Source organism: Flavobacteriaceae bacterium GSB9 (genome assembly GCA_022749295.1).
Classification (GTDB): domain Bacteria; phylum Bacteroidota; class Bacteroidia; order Flavobacteriales; family Flavobacteriaceae; genus Flavisericum.
This window is the reverse complement of the sequence record CP062007.1, coordinates 2,518,364-2,533,596: the sequence shown is the minus strand read 5'-3', so window position 1 is coordinate 2,533,596 and position 15,233 is coordinate 2,518,364. Positions and strand designations below refer to the sequence as shown.

Sequence of the window (15,233 nt, the reverse complement as noted above, 5' to 3'; positions counted from 1 at the left end):
ATGTCTCAAGCCAATTAATCGGTTCGGTTTTAATTGCTATATTTATTTGCACTAAACCATTTTATGATGAAAATTCTAAAGAAGACCCTTAAATGGGTTTTACTAACTGTTATATTTATCGTAATTCTACTTTATATTTTTGATTATGGGTACATTTTAAGAGGGGCTAAAATTGTTTATTTTACTGGGCACAATACCGCTTTTATTGACGACTACCCTTACTTTGTAAACGACACCATTGCAAATAGTGACCACATAGACCCTTGGCCTACCCATAAAAATTACAATACAGTAAATGAAACAAGGAAACTGATGCAAACCAACGATGATTTGGGCACTATTGCCTTTTTAATTATCAAAAACGATAGTATCTGGTTTGAAAATTATTACGATGGTTTTAACGATAACTCAAAAACCAATTCGTTTTCAATGGCCAAAAGTATTACCACATCGCTGCTCGGCAAAGCTATTATGGATGGCTATATAGAAAGTTTAGACCAACCTATAAGCGATTTTTATCCGCAGTACAACTATGCAAAAACCACGGTGGGTGACCTTGCCTCAATGGCGTCAGGATTAGATTGGGTCGAGCATTATACAAGTCCGTTTTCCGTTACCGCGCGTGCCAACTATGATGATGATTTGGCCGAAACCATTCTCAACCAAAAAGTAATTAAAACGCCAGGCGAAGAATTTGAATATTTAAGCGGAAACACCCAATTGCTCGGTATGATTATTCAAAAGGCAACCAGAGTTCCATTGGCAAAATACCTCTCCGATAGTTTCTGGAAACCCATGGGTGCCCGCCAAAATGCGCTTTGGCAATTGGACGATAGCGAACACCGTTTAGCCAAAGCTTTTTGCTGTATATCAAGCAATGCCCGCGATTTTGCCCGTTTTGGTAAATTGTATAAAGACGGCGGCAATTGGAAAGGCAAGCAATTGCTCGACTCTGCATTTGTTAAAAAATCAATTACGCCACGCTTTAAAAAAGACCCTATTTACGGTTACGGCTGGTGGCTTGGCGAATATGTTAATAAAAACTTTTTTATGATGCGTGGGCATCTTGGCCAATATGTTTTGGTACAACCAGAAGATAATATTATTATTGTGAGGCTGGGGCACCGTAAATCTCCCGATGCTGGCCATGGTGTTGGTAAATTTACAAATGACATTCAAATTTATATCGAAGAAGCCTATAAAATGTTAAAAAATGATAAGCAAGCTCAATCTTGAAGACATATTATTCCTAGATATTGAAACGGTTCCAGAAGTTCAAAATTTTTCAGATTTGGATGAAACGACGCAGGCGCTATGGGAACAAAAATCGCAATACCAAAGGAAGGACGATTTTACTGCCGAAGAATTTTACGAACGCGCCGGCATTTGGTCCGAATTTGGTAAAATAGTTTGTATCTCGGTAGGCTATTTCAATATTTTGAACGACTTGCGCACCTTTCGCGTTACCTCCTTTTATGGCGATGAAGTTAAAATTCTTAAAGACTTTAAAAATCTCCTCATATCACATTTCAGCCAAAGCAAACACTTGCTTTGTGCCCATAACGGCAAGGAATTTGACTTTCCATATATTGCGCGCCGCATGATTATTCACAATATTGAATTGCCATATAAACTGAATTTATTTGGCAAAAAACCTTGGGAGGTGCCTCATTTGGATACTTTGGAACTCTGGAAATTTGGCGATTACAAAACCTATACGTCACTAAAATTGCTTACCCATGTTTTGGGCATTCCCTCACCCAAAGACGATATTGATGGCAGCGAAGTATACCGTGTTTATTATGAGGACAAGGAAATAGACCGGATAATTACTTACTGCGAAAAAGACACTATTGCAGTTGCCCAAATATTTCTGCGCTTACGCGGAAATGAGCTGTTGCACAACAATGAAATTATTCATATTTAAATGACGGAAACCACAATTCTAAACATCAACAACCTATCTATTTCATTTGGCAACAATAAAGTCATTCACGACATTTCGTACCACCTAAATAAAAATGAAATTCTAGGCATTGTGGGCGAATCGGGTTCAGGAAAATCGGTGTCTTCATTGGCTATTCTTGGGTTGCTTCCAAAGAAAATAGCGACCATTTCCAATGGCGAAATCATTTACCAAAACCAAAATTTAGTTAGACTTTCAAACAAAGCGTTTCAAAATATAAGAGGCAACAAAATAGCTATGATTTTTCAAGAGCCTATGAGCTCTTTAAATCCATCAATGACTTGCGGAAAACAAGTTGAGGAAATTTTATTTCAGCATACCAATCTATCGAAAAGCGACGCCAAAACTGAAACGCTCCAACTTTTTGAAAGAGTTAAGCTACCCAACCCTAAACGCGTTTATAGCACTTACCCACATCAAATATCGGGCGGACAAAAACAACGGGTTATGATTGCCATGGCCATTGCCTGTAAACCCAACATTTTAATTGCGGACGAGCCCACTACCGCACTCGATGTAACAGTTCAAAAGGAGATTATTGCTCTGTTAAAAGCCCTGCAGAAAGCCACCAAAATGAGCATTATTTTTATCACTCACGATTTGGCACTAATTTCTGAAATTGCCAACCGGGTTTTGGTGATGTATAAAGGCGATATTGTTGAACAAGGCACAGTTTCTGAAATATTTAAAAACCCACAACACAACTACACCAAAGCATTGATTAATTCGCGACCATCATTAGATACGCGATTAAAAAGACTGCCTACCATTCAAGATTATTTAAAAGGTATTGTTTCCAACGACATTGTTACTAAAGAACAACGCCAAAAGAACCATAAAGCTATTTACAGCAAACCGCCGCTTTTGGAGGTTATAAACCTTGAAAAGGAATATATCTCAAAATCGGGCTTATTTTCAAAAGCTGTAGGTTTTAAAGCGGTAAACGATGTTAGCTTTAAGTTGTTTAAAGGAGAAACTTTAGGCTTAGTAGGCGAATCAGGCTGCGGAAAGTCAACCTTGGGCAATGCCATCCTTCAACTTGATAAAGCCACCGCTGGAAAAATTTTTTACAAAGGGAAAGACATTATAAATCTTTCAAAGACTGAAACACGAAAACTTCGTAAAGAAATTCAAATTGTTTTTCAAGATCCTTACTCATCATTAAATCCTCGAATACCCGTTGGCGAGGCCATTATGGAACCCATGAAAGTACACGGTCTTTATGGCTCTGATGCTGAGCGTAAAGAAAAAACCGTTGACATATTAAACCGCGTGGGCTTATCTGAAGCGTATTTTAACCGTTATCCTCATGAATTTTCCGGAGGACAACGTCAGCGCATTGGTATTGCCAGAACAATCGCTTTACAACCTAAACTAATTGTTTGCGACGAATCAGTTTCGGCGCTCGACATATCGGTTCAAGCACAAGTGTTGAATTTATTGAATGAGCTGAAAGAAGATTTCGGTTTTACCTATATTTTTATATCGCACGATTTGGCCGTAGTTAAGTATATGAGCGACCAACTATTGGTAATGAACCAAGGAAAAATTGAAGAATTGGACGATGCCGACGTAATTTACAGCACGCCCAAAAAAGAATATACCAAAAAGTTAATTCATGCTATTCCCAAAGGGTTATAGCATGAAAACCTTTTTGGTTAAATAAACTAAACTTTTAAAAAATTGCAAATTCTCTTTAAGAGTTTCTTTGAATTTGCTCTCATCATTAGTAGGTTGTTCAGGTAGATTTGTTGCAATATTCATAAGTTTAAATTTATGGTAGATTTGGTAAAATCTATTAATTTGACTTAGTATCTTTGGGGACTGCTAATATCAAACTTTTTTTTAAAAAATCAGTTCAAAAACATAAATAATCGATGAAATGCATTTTTATTTAACATTTCATCGGGTTTTTCCTAAATTTGAAAACCTTCATTTCGATTGAAAGCGATTTTGAAATGAACTAAAAATCCTTTTCATCTTTATAGATTACTTATCTTTATAACACTCTAAACTGAATAAGATGTCAGAAAAAAAACTTTGGGTAGGCTCAATAGCTTTTAAAGAAAATAGTCACTTATTTGATTACAAAAAATGGCTTATGGAACATCACCAACTCCATTTTGAGTCTTATGACGATTTATGGCAATGGTCTGTGAACCACATAGAGGCCTTTTGGGAAAGCATTTGGCAATATTTTAAAGTGATTTCACATAGCGATTACAACTCGGTATTAGAAATGACGACTATGCCCAATTTTAAATGGTTTGATGGCGCTAAACTAAACTATGCCGAACATGTTTTTAGACACAATTTAGCCCAAGAAACCGCTATTATTTTCAATAACGAACAAGACGAATATTCAGAACTATCCTGGCAAGACCTTAAACAAAAAGTAGCTGCCATGGCTGCTTATTTAAAATCAATTGGTGTTACTAAAGGCGATTGTGTTGTAGCTTTTTTACCAAACGTTCCGGAGGCTACCATTTCATTCCTGGCCGTTAATTCCATAGGAGCTATTTGGTCGAGCACCTCGCCAGATTTTGGCACCGAAAGCGTTATAGACCGCTTCGCACAAATAAAACCGAAAGTGTTCATTACAACAGACGGCTATTATTATAACGGCAAACCTTACGATAAAACAAACATCGCGAAAAGTATTGCCAAAGCCCTACCCACTTTGCAACAAGTCATCGTATTACCCTATTTAAAAAAGGATGATATATCGAATTTCCCAAAGGATTTTGTGAACATTAACCATGTATTCGAGACCAAAGCGCATTCTTTAGTTTTTGAGGCCGTAGATTTCAGTCACCCTATCTGGGTGTTATACTCATCTGGCACCACAGGTTTACCAAAAGCTATTGTACACTCTCATGGTGGCATATTGTTAGAGCACCTCAAATACATGGCTTTTCAAAACGATGTCCACGCTGGGGAACGCTATTTTTGGTACACTACAACGGGTTGGATGATGTGGAATTTTTTACAATCTGCCCTATTAATGGGTTCGGCCATTGTGCTATACGACGGCAGCCCTACCTACCCCAATTTTGATAAACTTTGGGCGTTTTCTGATGACACCGGAATTAACCATTTCGGGACGAGTGCACCATTTTTAGTAGCCAGCATGAAAAAGAAAATAGAACCCAAAAACAATTATAATCTTGGTACTATTCGCTCTATAAGCTCTACGGGTGCACCATTGCCTTTTGAAGCTTTTGACTACGTGTACAACAGCATAAAAGATGATGTTTGGTTATGCTCTATGGCTGGTGGTACTGATGTATGCACCGCTTTTGTTGGTGGTATGCCGTTTTATGCGGTCCATTCTGGCGAAATTCAATGCCGCGCTTTGGGCGTTTCGTTATATGCTTACGATGAAAATGGAAATTCAGTTGAAGACGATTTAGGCGAAATGGTTATCGACAAACCCATGCCCTCCATGCCCCTTTATTTCTGGAATGATGAAAACAAAAAACGTTACAAAGCCAGTTATTTTGAACATTATCCTGGCAAGTGGCGCCACGGCGATTTTATAAAAATCAATTCTAAAACTAAGGGTATTGTTATTTACGGACGCTCTGACGCCACTTTAAACCGACATGGTATACGTATTGGTACCAGTGAAATTTATAGAAGCATTAATAAAATCAAAACGATTGAAGATGCTTTAATTGTGAATTTGGAACTCGACGGCGGTAAACACTACATGCCCCTATTTATTAAAATGAAACCTGGGGTTGAATTGACCGATGCTATTAAAAACCAAATTAACACGCAATTAAAAACCGAATATTCGCCACGGCATGTACCCGACGAAATTATAGAGGTGCCAGACATCCCTTATACCATTAGCGGTAAAAAAATGGAAGCGCCCGTTAAAAAAATTTTAATGAAAAGGCCATTGGAAAAATCGATAAATGTTGACTCTATGAAAAACCCTGAGTCGGTAGAGTTTTTTGTGGCGTTTGCCGAACAGATTTGAGTATATCCCAAACTTTTTCTGCGAAAATTTAATTGTTTTTCAATACCGTCGCAACTTTATTTTGTTCAGTGTAATCATGCTCAATCAGTGTTAAATCATCAATAGCTTCGCTAACATGCAATTCGCTTTGTAAAAATAAATAGCTAGCATAATTTTTCTCAATGTTAAATTTAAAACTACCCCTTACAACCAAATCATAACTTGAGTTTTCAGACTGTTGCTTAGATGAAATTTTAAAATAAGCAATATCTTTTTTCACTTTAACTAATGTTGCTGTACAATTTGCACTATAAAAATCATCTCCCCGCATTGGAATACTATAATAAACAATGTGTTCAAAAGAAAAACTTTCTCCAATCCCAATTGTGTGTTTAGGAAAATCAAAACAGATTTCTCTATTCTCGATTTTTTTAATTGCTTCAGCCTGTTTATCACTTTGCTCATTATCGATTAAAAATTCATTAACAGTAAGTTTATTTTCAAAATCAACATAGCCTTTGGCTTGGATTGATTCGAAATTAAATGTTTCGTTTATCTTTTCTTTGTCTAGGTCTCCTTCAAACTTAAAATCATAAGCTAAAATCTCTATTGGAATGGTGTGATTTTTCTTTTGCTCTTTAGTTATTGTTAAGACTTTATATGTTTCTTTTTTATCACCTTTTCGTATCCTTTTTAAACCAATAGAATCAAAAACCCTCAGCATTTCTTTATCTGCCTCTTTTTTTGTTTTGAATTTTATCGATTTTTCGCATATAGAAAGATACTCAGAATTTGGCTGATGCCTAATTTCAAAAAAGAAATCTCTGTTTTGAGCAATGCTGAATACTGAAGAAAAAAATAGTAAACAAGACAGTAGTTTGTTCATTGGCAGTTATTGGAAACCAATCTATATTATAAATTAACAATTAACGCTCTTTACTACCCAAAATCCAAATCATCTGCGGTATCTTCTATGGTACTTGGGCCATCCTGATCATCCTCTTGAGTTGTTTCAGAACAATCCACCCGAATGGAAAGGTTTTCGGGCTCTGGAAATTCATCTTTTGAAACATTCAATTCTGGGTCGTCATAGCATTTTTTCATATACAAGCCCCAAATAGGCAAGGCCATAGTAGCACCTTGTCCGTAAGTTATGCTCGCAAAATGCGCTGCACGGTCTTCTGCACCAACCCAAACGCCTGTTACCAAATTAGGTACCATACCCATAAACCAGCCATCACTTTGATTTTGTGTGGTTCCTGTTTTTCCTGCTATGGGGTTTTCAAAGGCATATGGATAGCCGGTAATCACTTCCTTATAAACCGGAACGTTAACAGCCCATTTATGCCGTAAACGCGTACCAGACCCGCCTTGTGTAACACCTTCTAAAAGTTTAACCGTTACATACGCCGCTTCATCGCTCAAAACATCGCGGGTTTCAGGTTTAAACTGATATAGAATAGTTCCGTTTTTATCTTCAATATTGGTAACCATGACAGGCTTGGTGTAAACGCCTTGATTGGCAAATGCTGAATAGGCTCCAACCATTTCGTAAATACTGATATCGGGTGTTCCTAAGGCTATGGAAGGTACAGCCGGCACGGGAGAATCTACGCCTAATTTCTTAACCAAATCGGCTACCGTTTGCGGACCAACTTTATCCATTAACTGTGCTGTGATGGTATTAACCGAATTAGCCAAAGCACTTTTTAAAGTTCTAGTACCCCCATAATCGTTGGCGCCGCCAGAATTCTTGGGACACCATTCTTCTGGATTTCCATATTTGTTGGCCTCGATACAGAATGGTACGTCTGGAAATTCATCACAAGGCGAATAATGCAATTGGTCTATGGCCGATGCATATACAAACGGCTTAAAAGTGGAACCTACTTGGCGCCTACCTTGTTTAACCATATCGTACTGGAAATGCCTGTAATTAATACCGCCAACCCAAGCTTTTACATGTCCCGTTTGCGGATTCATGGACATCATACCCGTACGTAAGAACGATTTATAATAACGCATGGAATCGATGGGTTTCATAATAGTATCAATTTCTGAAGGCTGTCCTTCTTTCCATTGAAAAACCGTCATTTGAGTTGGTTTTTTGAATGATTCTATTATCTCTTTATTAGACTTTTTTAAATCGTATTTCATGTGTCTCCAACGTTCTGATTGCCTCATGGAACGGTTCATTAAATCATTGAGTTCTGTTTGATCTAACTCTAAAAATGGTGCTGTTGGATTTCTATCTGGCGTATTTTGATGAAAAAATTCAGTCTGCAACTTTGCCATGTGCTGCTGTACAGCATCTTCAGCGTATTGCTGCATCCGCGAATCGATGGTGGTGTAAATTTTTAATCCGTCGTTGTACAAATTCCATTTCGACCCATCGGGCTTTGGGTTGTTTGCAATCCATTCTTTCATAAAGCCATCCAAATACCCTCTAAAATAAGTTGCAATACCCTCGCGATGCGATTCTGGAGTATAATTTAGATCGAGTTCTGTTTGCTGAAGCGAATCTTTCACTTTTTCATTGATGTAGCCATATTTTTCCATTTGGCTCAACACCACATTACGCCTATTTTTTACGCCAACCGGATTTCTTCTGGGGTTGTATAAAGCTGAATTTTTAAACATGCCCACCAACATCGCCGATTCTTTAAGGTCTAGGTCTTTAGGTTCTTTTCCGAAGTAAATTCTTGATGCACTTCGAATGCCATCTGCATTATTTAAAAAATCATAAATATTGAAGTATTGCGCAATGATTTCTTCTTTAGTGTATTGGCGTTCCAAACGAATAGCTATAACCCATTCTTTTATTTTTTGAAGGATGCGTTCTAGAATATTCCTTGAGCCTTCACCATGGAACAACTGCTTGGCCAACTGTTGCGAAATGGTACTCGCTCCGCCGCCACTCCCAAGCTTGATAACAGCCCTTAAAGTACCCCGGGCATCAATACCTGAATGCTCGTGAAAACGTGCATCTTCGGTAGCAATTAAAGCGTTTACCAAATGCTCTGGCAAATCATTGTAGCTTACGGGTGTTCTATTGTCGTTGTAATAAAACTTACCTAGCGTTTGTCCATCTGAAGAGATAATTTCGGTCGCTAGATTGGTTCGAGGATTTTCGAGTTGTGTATGGTCTGGCATTTCGCCAAATACGCCCCAAGAGGCCAATAAAAATAATAATCCTACAGCAAATATACCTGCTAAAAAAAGCATCCAGAACAAACGAACATACTTTGAAAAATCTGGAGTTGCTTTTGTTTCTTTTTTTGCTTTCGCCATTTAATTTCTGAATATTAAATTACTTCCTCTTTTGCATCCACCAAAAACAAATCCTGGAGGATAGGAGTGATGATTTAGTTACGCGTTATATGTTCAATTCTAAAACCAACATCGGTAATACCTTCTAATTCCTTTACACCGTTTACCTTACCAGTTTCTCGCATAGCGTGTTGTATGTTAACGGTATATTCACCCAACTCATTAAAAACAACAGCCTCTTTATACCATAATTTATTCTCCTTAACATCGGTGTAACCCGTGCCCAAAAGTTTTCCGTCTGGTGCGGCCATTCGGTATTCTAAAGTGTCTTTTACGGTTTTACCGTGCGGAAATTCCATTTCTACAATTAAAAATAAATTGTTGTATTTATAAGCGTTGGTATTTCTTAAATTGACGAATAAATTATAAGGTTTAATGGAATCTGGCGGGTTAATTTTAAAGCTCACAATAGAGTCTTTGTTCCATTTATTTGGCACCGATTTATAAGTATCGAAAACCCGATTGGAATCGCAGCAAACAAACAAAGACGCTAATAGTACTAAAAATAAATAGGCTTTATTTTGAAGCATTTTTACTGTTTTGTGATGGTTTTCGTTTGTTGTTCTTTCTTCGTTTGTTTCTTTTCTGCCCTTGTTTTTTATTTTGGGGCTGGGTTTGCTTTTGACCATCGTTACTGCCCTGGGCATTTTTCTTATTTCTTTGATTACCCTTCCTTCTATTACTTCTACGTTTTTTATTCCGCTTTGGATTATCGAAACGTGTTAAACTATCTTGACCTACAACGTTTTCAAACTCGTTTTTAGTGTCTTCAACCACATCGGAAGCGTATTCTTCTAAACTGGCAATTTTTTTCTTTTGCCTGTTGAGTTCAATAATTTCATTGGCCTGGTCTATGGTTATTTTATGCCAGTTCATCCATTCGCCTTCGTAGGCGTACCACATGTGTCCTTTAAAAATATCGGTTTTTTGGCATACCGCTGTGCCTTTTTCTGTATAAAGTTTAGTATCAGTTTTTGGAAAATCTTTTAAAGCATCCAGATAAGTATCGAGCTCATAGTTTAAGCAGCATTTTAATTTACCGCACTGCCCCGCTAATTTTTGGGGATTAAGCGACAATTGCTGATAACGCGCCGCCGAGGTACTTACCGAACGGAAATCGGTTAGCCAAGTGGAGCAACATAACTCGCGTCCACAAGATCCAATACCGCCCAATCGGGCCGCTTCTTGACGGAAACCGACTTGCCTCATTTCTATTCTTGTGCGAAATTCTCGGGCAAAAACTTTAATAAGCTCTCTAAAATCTACGCGATCTTCTGCAGTGTAGTAAAAGGTTGCTTTGCTGGCATCGCCCTGAAATTCGATATCGGAAATTTTCATTTGCAACCTTAAATCGATAGCAAACTGGCGGGCTTTAACCTTCATGGACTCTTCCCTATCGCGTGCTTTTTGCCAAATATCAATATCTTTTTGGCTGGCTTTTCGGTATATTTTTAATCCTTCTTCAATGTTATTTGGTATGTTTTTGCGTTTCATTTGAACGCGCACCAATTCCCCTGTAAGAGTAACCATACCAATATCGTGCCCTGCTTTTGCTTGGGTAGCTACTATATCGCCAATACTTAAAGTGAGGTTTTCTGAATTGTGGTAATATTCTTTTCGGCCGTTTTTAAAACGCACCTCAACCCAATTATATGGTTTTTCACCACTGGGCAACGACATGTTTGCCAACCAGTCAAAAACGGTTAATTTATTACAACTATCTGTACCACAGGTACCATTGTTTTTGCAGCCCTTTGGGGAGCCGTCTTTGGTTGTGCAACTAGCGCAGGCCATATGTTTTATATATTGAATTCGCTAATAATTAGATTATTACGAATGATGGTTAACATTGTGTTTTAGATTTGTAAATATATGATTATTTGCAGTACTTAAAAAAGAAGCTGATAATAATCTGGATATCATTGACGCTTAGGGCTAGATTTAACAGTTTTAAGTTTGTTTAACCGAAATAATCTTAACCGGACAGGCTTTAGCAGCGTTATCGCAATCGTCAAAAATTAACGCGTCGTTAGATTTTAAAGTGAAAAAACCCTTTTTTTCCTTGGAATGCAGCAACACCGATTTCCCGTCCTTTTTAGACATTTGAAACTGGTTTGGAGCCAGTTCTACACAGTAATTACAACCAATGCACTTTTTTCGTTGCAATGTAATGATTACCATTAGGTTTCCACTTTATGTTCTACAATTTTATAAAGTTTATCGGATTGCCTAATCCTAAAGGGCAGCTTTAAGGTTACGGAATCACCTTTAACACCTTGGTTGTTTTTTTCGTCGTTCACCATCATAGCTTCCACCACGAGTTCTTTAGCTCCCGTTGTTGGCCCCGTAACTAAAACGGTATCGCCAACGTTAATATTATAGGCTTCAATTTTAAATTCGCCCACTTTTGCTTTCGGAAAAAAATGTACACCCTTACCTATATAGACTTTCTTTTGCGTGGCATGCGACCCCGAGCCTTTACTCCATTCGCCCAGTTTCTGACCTAAATAATACCCGCTCCAAAAGCCACGATTGTAAACGGTTTCCAAGGTTTGCATCCAAGTAATCACTTCGTCTTTGCTGTAAGTGCCATTTTCGAGACTGTTTATAGCTTCGCGGTAACATTTAATGACTTTAGCCACGTATTCTGGTGCTCGTCCACGACCTTCAATCTTCAAGACTTTAATTCCGGCATCGGCTACCTCATCTAAAAAATCGATGGTGCATAAATCTTTAGGAGACATAATGTACTCATTATCCAACTCCATTTCAAAACCCGTTTCTTGATCTATAACCGTATATTTTTTTCGACAGTTTTGTTTGCAAGCACCTCTGTTGGCCGACGAGTTTTGGGAATGCAAACTCAAATAACATTTTCCAGAAACCGCCATGCACAGCGCCCCATGCCCAAATATTTCAATTTCTACCAATTTACCCGAAGGCCCTTTAACCTGTTCCTTTTCTATTTGTTCGGTAATCTTTTTTACTTGGCGCAAACTCAACTCACGACTCAACACCATCGTATCGGCAAACATGGCATAAAACTTAACCGTTTCAATGTTTGTGATGTTAATTTGAGTAGAAATATGGACTTCCATGCCTGCTTCACGGGCCGCCATAATTACGGCTTGATCCATAGCAATAACTGCCGTTATATTGGCGTCTTTTGCTTTTTTAATCAAGGTTTTAACAATCGATAAATCGTGATCGTAAATAATAGTATTCAGTGTTAAATACGTTCTTACGTTTTTGGCTTGGCAGCGTTTAGCAATTTCGGACAAGTCTTCTAAAGTGAAATTGATAGAGGCCCTGGCTCGCATATTCAACTGTTCTACACCAAAATAAATGGAATCTGCACCATTGTCTAAAGCAGCCTGCAAAGATTCAAAATTACCAGCAGGCGCCATTAATTCTATCTTTTGCATGACTTAGGATTTGATTTTGTCGACTTTTAAGGTTTCAAAGATGTTTCTTAAATCCTTTTTGTAAGGCAAATGGTCTGCTCGGCCTTTTTTAAAGATATCGTTGCTATTGCCCTGGCCTTTTCTGAGGGCTTTTTGCTCTTCGAATGGTAAAGCGTGTATTTCTTTACAGTTGTTTGAACAGCAATTGTTCATTTCTTCCTTGCATTTATCGCACTGTATAAAAAGTAGGTGACACGCATCATTGGCACAATTGGTATGTACATCGAAAGGCGCACCACATTGGTGACATTGTGCAATAACATCATCACTAATCTTTTCGGCCCTACGCTCATCAAAAACAAAGTTCTTTCCTAGAAACTTGTTTTCAAGATTGCTTTCTTTTACCTGTCGTGTGTATTCAATAATACCGCCTTCTAACTGAAACACATTTTTAAAGCCCTTGTGTTTAAAATAGGCGCTCGCCTTTTCACAACGGATACCGCCGGTACAATACATGACCAGATTTTTGTCTTCTTTGTGTTCTTTTAAATCTTCTTCTATAATATCCAACGACTCGCGAAAGGTATCGACATCGGGCGTTACGGCATTTTTAAAATGCCCTATTTCACTTTCGTAGTGGTTGCGCATATCGACCAAAACCGTTTTTTCGTCATCAATAAGTTGGTTGAACTTTTCGGCACCAACGTGAATGCCCTTATTCGTCACATCAAAGGTGTCGTCGTTTAGACCATCGGCCACAATTTTGTTGCGCACCTTAACCTTCAATTTTAAAAACGACATGTTATCCTGCTCTACAGCAATATTTAATCGAATGTCCTTTAAAAAATCTATGGTATCTAAGTGTGCCTTAAATTCGTTAAACCTATCGGCAGGAAGCGATAACTGACCGTTAATACCTTCTGTGGCCACATAAATACGACCTAAAACGTCTAACTTATTCCAGACAACAAACAGCTGGTCTCTAAATTCTTGTGGATTTTTAATTTTTGCGTACTGATAGAAAGAAAGCGTTAATCGGTCTTTTCCAGCTTTTTCGATTAATTCTGCTCTCTCTTTAGCGCTTAACGTATTGTACAGTTGCATGCTATACTAATTTTAAGGTTAAAGCCGCATAATGCGGAACAAAGAAATATTTAGGGCGCAAAGGTACAATTTTAAGAAGAAGTATCTATTGTAATTAACAAAAAAGCACCTAAGCCTAGTGCTTAAGTGCCTTTAATTGAGTTTGAGTTAGTCTATCTTCAAAAACTCATTGGTAAATTTGATAGCAAAATTTTTCATCTTCAAGCATTAGATGCGATTCCCGAAAAAAGGTTGCGTAATAATATTCTCTTTTTTAAAAATTTATGTTGAAAACTATTATTGTGATATGCCAAAAGTTGTAGTACTTTAGCAAGCATAATTTCAGAAAAAATATTGACGATGAGCAGCGAAAAAGAAGCTAAATTAAAAGCATTAAAACTTACCCTAGATAAATTAGACAAAGCCTACGGAAAAGGCACCGTAATGAAAATGAGCGATGCCGCCGTACAAGATGTAGACGCTATCCCTTCGGGCTCGTTAGGCTTAGATATAGCCTTAGGCGTTGGTGGATATCCACGTGGCCGTGTTATTGAAATCTATGGTCCAGAATCTTCGGGTAAAACCACCTTAACATTGCATGCCATTGCAGAAGCTCAAAAAGCGGGAGGTATTGCCGCTTTCATTGATGCCGAGCATGCTTTCGATAGGTTTTATGCCGAAAAACTTGGTATCGATATAGAAAATCTAATTATTTCGCAACCCGATAACGGCGAGCAGGCTCTGGAAATTGCCGATAACCTTATTCGCTCAGGAGCTATTGATATTGTTGTAGTCGATTCTGTTGCCGCTTTAACACCAAAAAGTGAAATTGAAGGCGAAATGGGCGACTCAAAAATGGGGCTACACGCGCGACTCATGTCACAAGCCCTAAGAAAATTAACAGCCTCGATAAGCAAAACGCACTGCACCGTAATATTTATTAACCAATTACGTGAAAAAATAGGCGTTATGTTTGGTAACCCCGAGACAACAACTGGTGGTAATGCCTTAAAATTTTATGCTTCGGTACGTTTGGATATTCGTCGTTCAACACAAATTAAAGAAACCAGCGGCGATGTGGCAGGTAACAAAACCCGTGTAAAAGTGGTTAAGAATAAAGTGGCACCGCCTTTTAAAACAGCCGAGTTTGATATTATGTACGGTGAAGGTGTTAGCAAAGTGGGTGAAATTTTAGATCTTGCCGTAGATTACGACATTGTAAAGAAAAGCGGGTCTTGGTTTAGTTATGGCGAAACTAAATTGGGCCAAGGGCGCGATGCCGTAAAAGCTTTAATAAAAGACAATCCAGAACTTATGGACGAGCTGGAAGAAAAGGTTAGAAAAGCCGTTTCAGAAAAATAATATAAAAATCCCGCACTTGCGGGGTTTTTTATTTTTAAACCATTTTTTTTAAATAATCACAACAAAAAAGCATCATTTGTACGCAACCTTTTCATAAATTAGGTATCTACATGATATAAAC

At 37.9% G+C, this 15,233-nt stretch carries 12 protein-coding genes; 5 read left to right on the top strand and 7 right to left on the bottom strand.

All coding sequences use genetic code 11. The features are described from left to right. The first annotated feature begins 66 nt into the window (after nt 1-66). The 4 genes from GSB9_02220 to GSB9_02216 all read left to right on the top strand — a co-directional run bounded on the left by GSB9_02220 (nt 67) and on the right by GSB9_02216 (nt 5,954). Complete coding sequence (locus GSB9_02220) at nt 67-1,236, top strand: beta-lactamase family protein (protein ID UKM65649.1); 1,170 nt, start codon at nt 67-69, stop codon at nt 1,234-1,236. Next, nucleotides 1,214-1,927, top strand: coding sequence for a 3'-5' exonuclease (locus GSB9_02219; protein UKM65648.1), 714 nt, complete (start codon nt 1,214-1,216; stop codon nt 1,925-1,927). Before GSB9_02220 ends, GSB9_02219 begins: the two co-directional genes overlap by 23 nt. Beyond that, nucleotides 1,928-3,607 carry an ABC transporter ATP-binding protein gene (locus GSB9_02218; protein ID UKM65647.1) on the top strand — a complete coding sequence of 560 codons (1,680 nt, stop codon included), beginning with the start codon at nt 1,928-1,930 and terminating at the stop codon, nt 3,605-3,607. Nucleotides 3,608-3,989: 382 nt separating this feature from the next. Next, a complete protein-coding gene (locus tag GSB9_02216; GenBank protein UKM65645.1) occupies nt 3,990-5,954 on the top strand; it encodes an acetoacetate--CoA ligase in 1,965 nt (654 codons plus the stop codon). A 28-nt stretch (nt 5,955-5,982) separates the two neighbouring features. On the opposite strand, the gene GSB9_02215 is transcribed toward GSB9_02216, so the two are convergent. The 7 genes from GSB9_02215 to GSB9_02209 all read right to left on the bottom strand — a co-directional run bounded on the left by GSB9_02215 (nt 5,983) and on the right by GSB9_02209 (nt 13,771). After that, the gene (locus tag GSB9_02215) at nt 5,983-6,819 is read right to left on the bottom strand and encodes a hypothetical protein (GenBank protein ID UKM65644.1); all 837 of its coding nucleotides are present in this window, start codon (nt 6,817-6,819) and stop codon (nt 5,983-5,985) included. 53 nt (nt 6,820-6,872) lie between these two features. Then, on the bottom strand, nt 6,873-9,224 hold the full coding sequence (locus GSB9_02214; protein ID UKM65643.1) for a transglycosylase domain-containing protein: 2,352 nt from the start codon (nt 9,222-9,224) through the stop codon (nt 6,873-6,875). A 74-nt stretch (nt 9,225-9,298) separates the two neighbouring features. Further along, a complete protein-coding gene (locus GSB9_02213; GenBank protein ID UKM65642.1) occupies nt 9,299-9,793 on the bottom strand; it encodes a gliding motility lipoprotein GldH in 495 nt (164 codons plus the stop codon). Further along, nucleotides 9,780-11,057: a hypothetical protein gene (locus GSB9_02212; protein ID UKM65641.1), complete on the bottom strand. Its 1,278-nt coding sequence runs from the start codon at nt 11,055-11,057 to the stop codon at nt 9,780-9,782. Before GSB9_02212 ends, GSB9_02213 begins: the two co-directional genes overlap by 14 nt. Before the next feature lie 156 nt (nt 11,058-11,213). Then, nucleotides 11,214-11,444 (bottom strand): ferredoxin, encoded by a 231-nt coding sequence (locus tag GSB9_02211; protein UKM65640.1) that lies wholly within the window; start codon nt 11,442-11,444, stop codon nt 11,214-11,216. Beyond that, nucleotides 11,444-12,688, bottom strand: coding sequence for a U32 family peptidase (locus GSB9_02210; GenBank protein ID UKM65639.1), 1,245 nt, complete (start codon nt 12,686-12,688; stop codon nt 11,444-11,446). Before GSB9_02210 ends, GSB9_02211 begins: the two co-directional genes overlap by 1 nt. A gap of 3 nt (nt 12,689-12,691) precedes the next feature. Next, nucleotides 12,692-13,771 (bottom strand): rhodanese-related sulfurtransferase, encoded by a 1,080-nt coding sequence (locus tag GSB9_02209; protein ID UKM65638.1) that lies wholly within the window; start codon nt 13,769-13,771, stop codon nt 12,692-12,694. Nucleotides 13,772-14,104: 333 nt separating this feature from the next. Between GSB9_02209 and recA the strand changes: the two genes are divergently transcribed. Then, the gene (recA, locus tag GSB9_02208; protein UKM65637.2) at nt 14,105-15,112 is read left to right on the top strand and encodes a recombinase RecA; all 1,008 of its coding nucleotides are present in this window, start codon (nt 14,105-14,107) and stop codon (nt 15,110-15,112) included. Nucleotides 15,113-15,233 lie beyond the last annotated feature (121 nt).

Bases quoted from the DNA above. Each gene is read 5' to 3' on its own strand.
- GSB9_02220 (UKM65649.1), top strand. From the start codon at position 67: ATGAAAATTCTAAAGAAGACCCTTAAATGGGTTTTACTAACTGTTATA.
- GSB9_02219 (UKM65648.1), top strand. From the start codon at position 1,214: ATGATAAGCAAGCTCAATCTTGAAGACATATTATTCCTAGATATTGAA.
- GSB9_02218 (UKM65647.1), top strand. From the start codon at position 1,928: ATGACGGAAACCACAATTCTAAACATCAACAACCTATCTATTTCATTT.
- GSB9_02216 (UKM65645.1), top strand. From the start codon at position 3,990: ATGTCAGAAAAAAAACTTTGGGTAGGCTCAATAGCTTTTAAAGAAAAT.
- GSB9_02215 (UKM65644.1), bottom strand. From the start codon at position 6,819: ATGAACAAACTACTGTCTTGTTTACTATTTTTTTCTTCAGTATTCAGC.
- GSB9_02214 (UKM65643.1), bottom strand. From the start codon at position 9,224: ATGGCGAAAGCAAAAAAAGAAACAAAAGCAACTCCAGATTTTTCAAAG.
- GSB9_02213 (UKM65642.1), bottom strand. From the start codon at position 9,793: ATGCTTCAAAATAAAGCCTATTTATTTTTAGTACTATTAGCGTCTTTG.
- GSB9_02212 (UKM65641.1), bottom strand. From the start codon at position 11,057: ATGGCCTGCGCTAGTTGCACAACCAAAGACGGCTCCCCAAAGGGCTGC.
- GSB9_02211 (UKM65640.1), bottom strand. From the start codon at position 11,444: ATGGTAATCATTACATTGCAACGAAAAAAGTGCATTGGTTGTAATTAC.
- GSB9_02210 (UKM65639.1), bottom strand. From the start codon at position 12,688: ATGCAAAAGATAGAATTAATGGCGCCTGCTGGTAATTTTGAATCTTTG.
- GSB9_02209 (UKM65638.1), bottom strand. From the start codon at position 13,771: ATGCAACTGTACAATACGTTAAGCGCTAAAGAGAGAGCAGAATTAATC.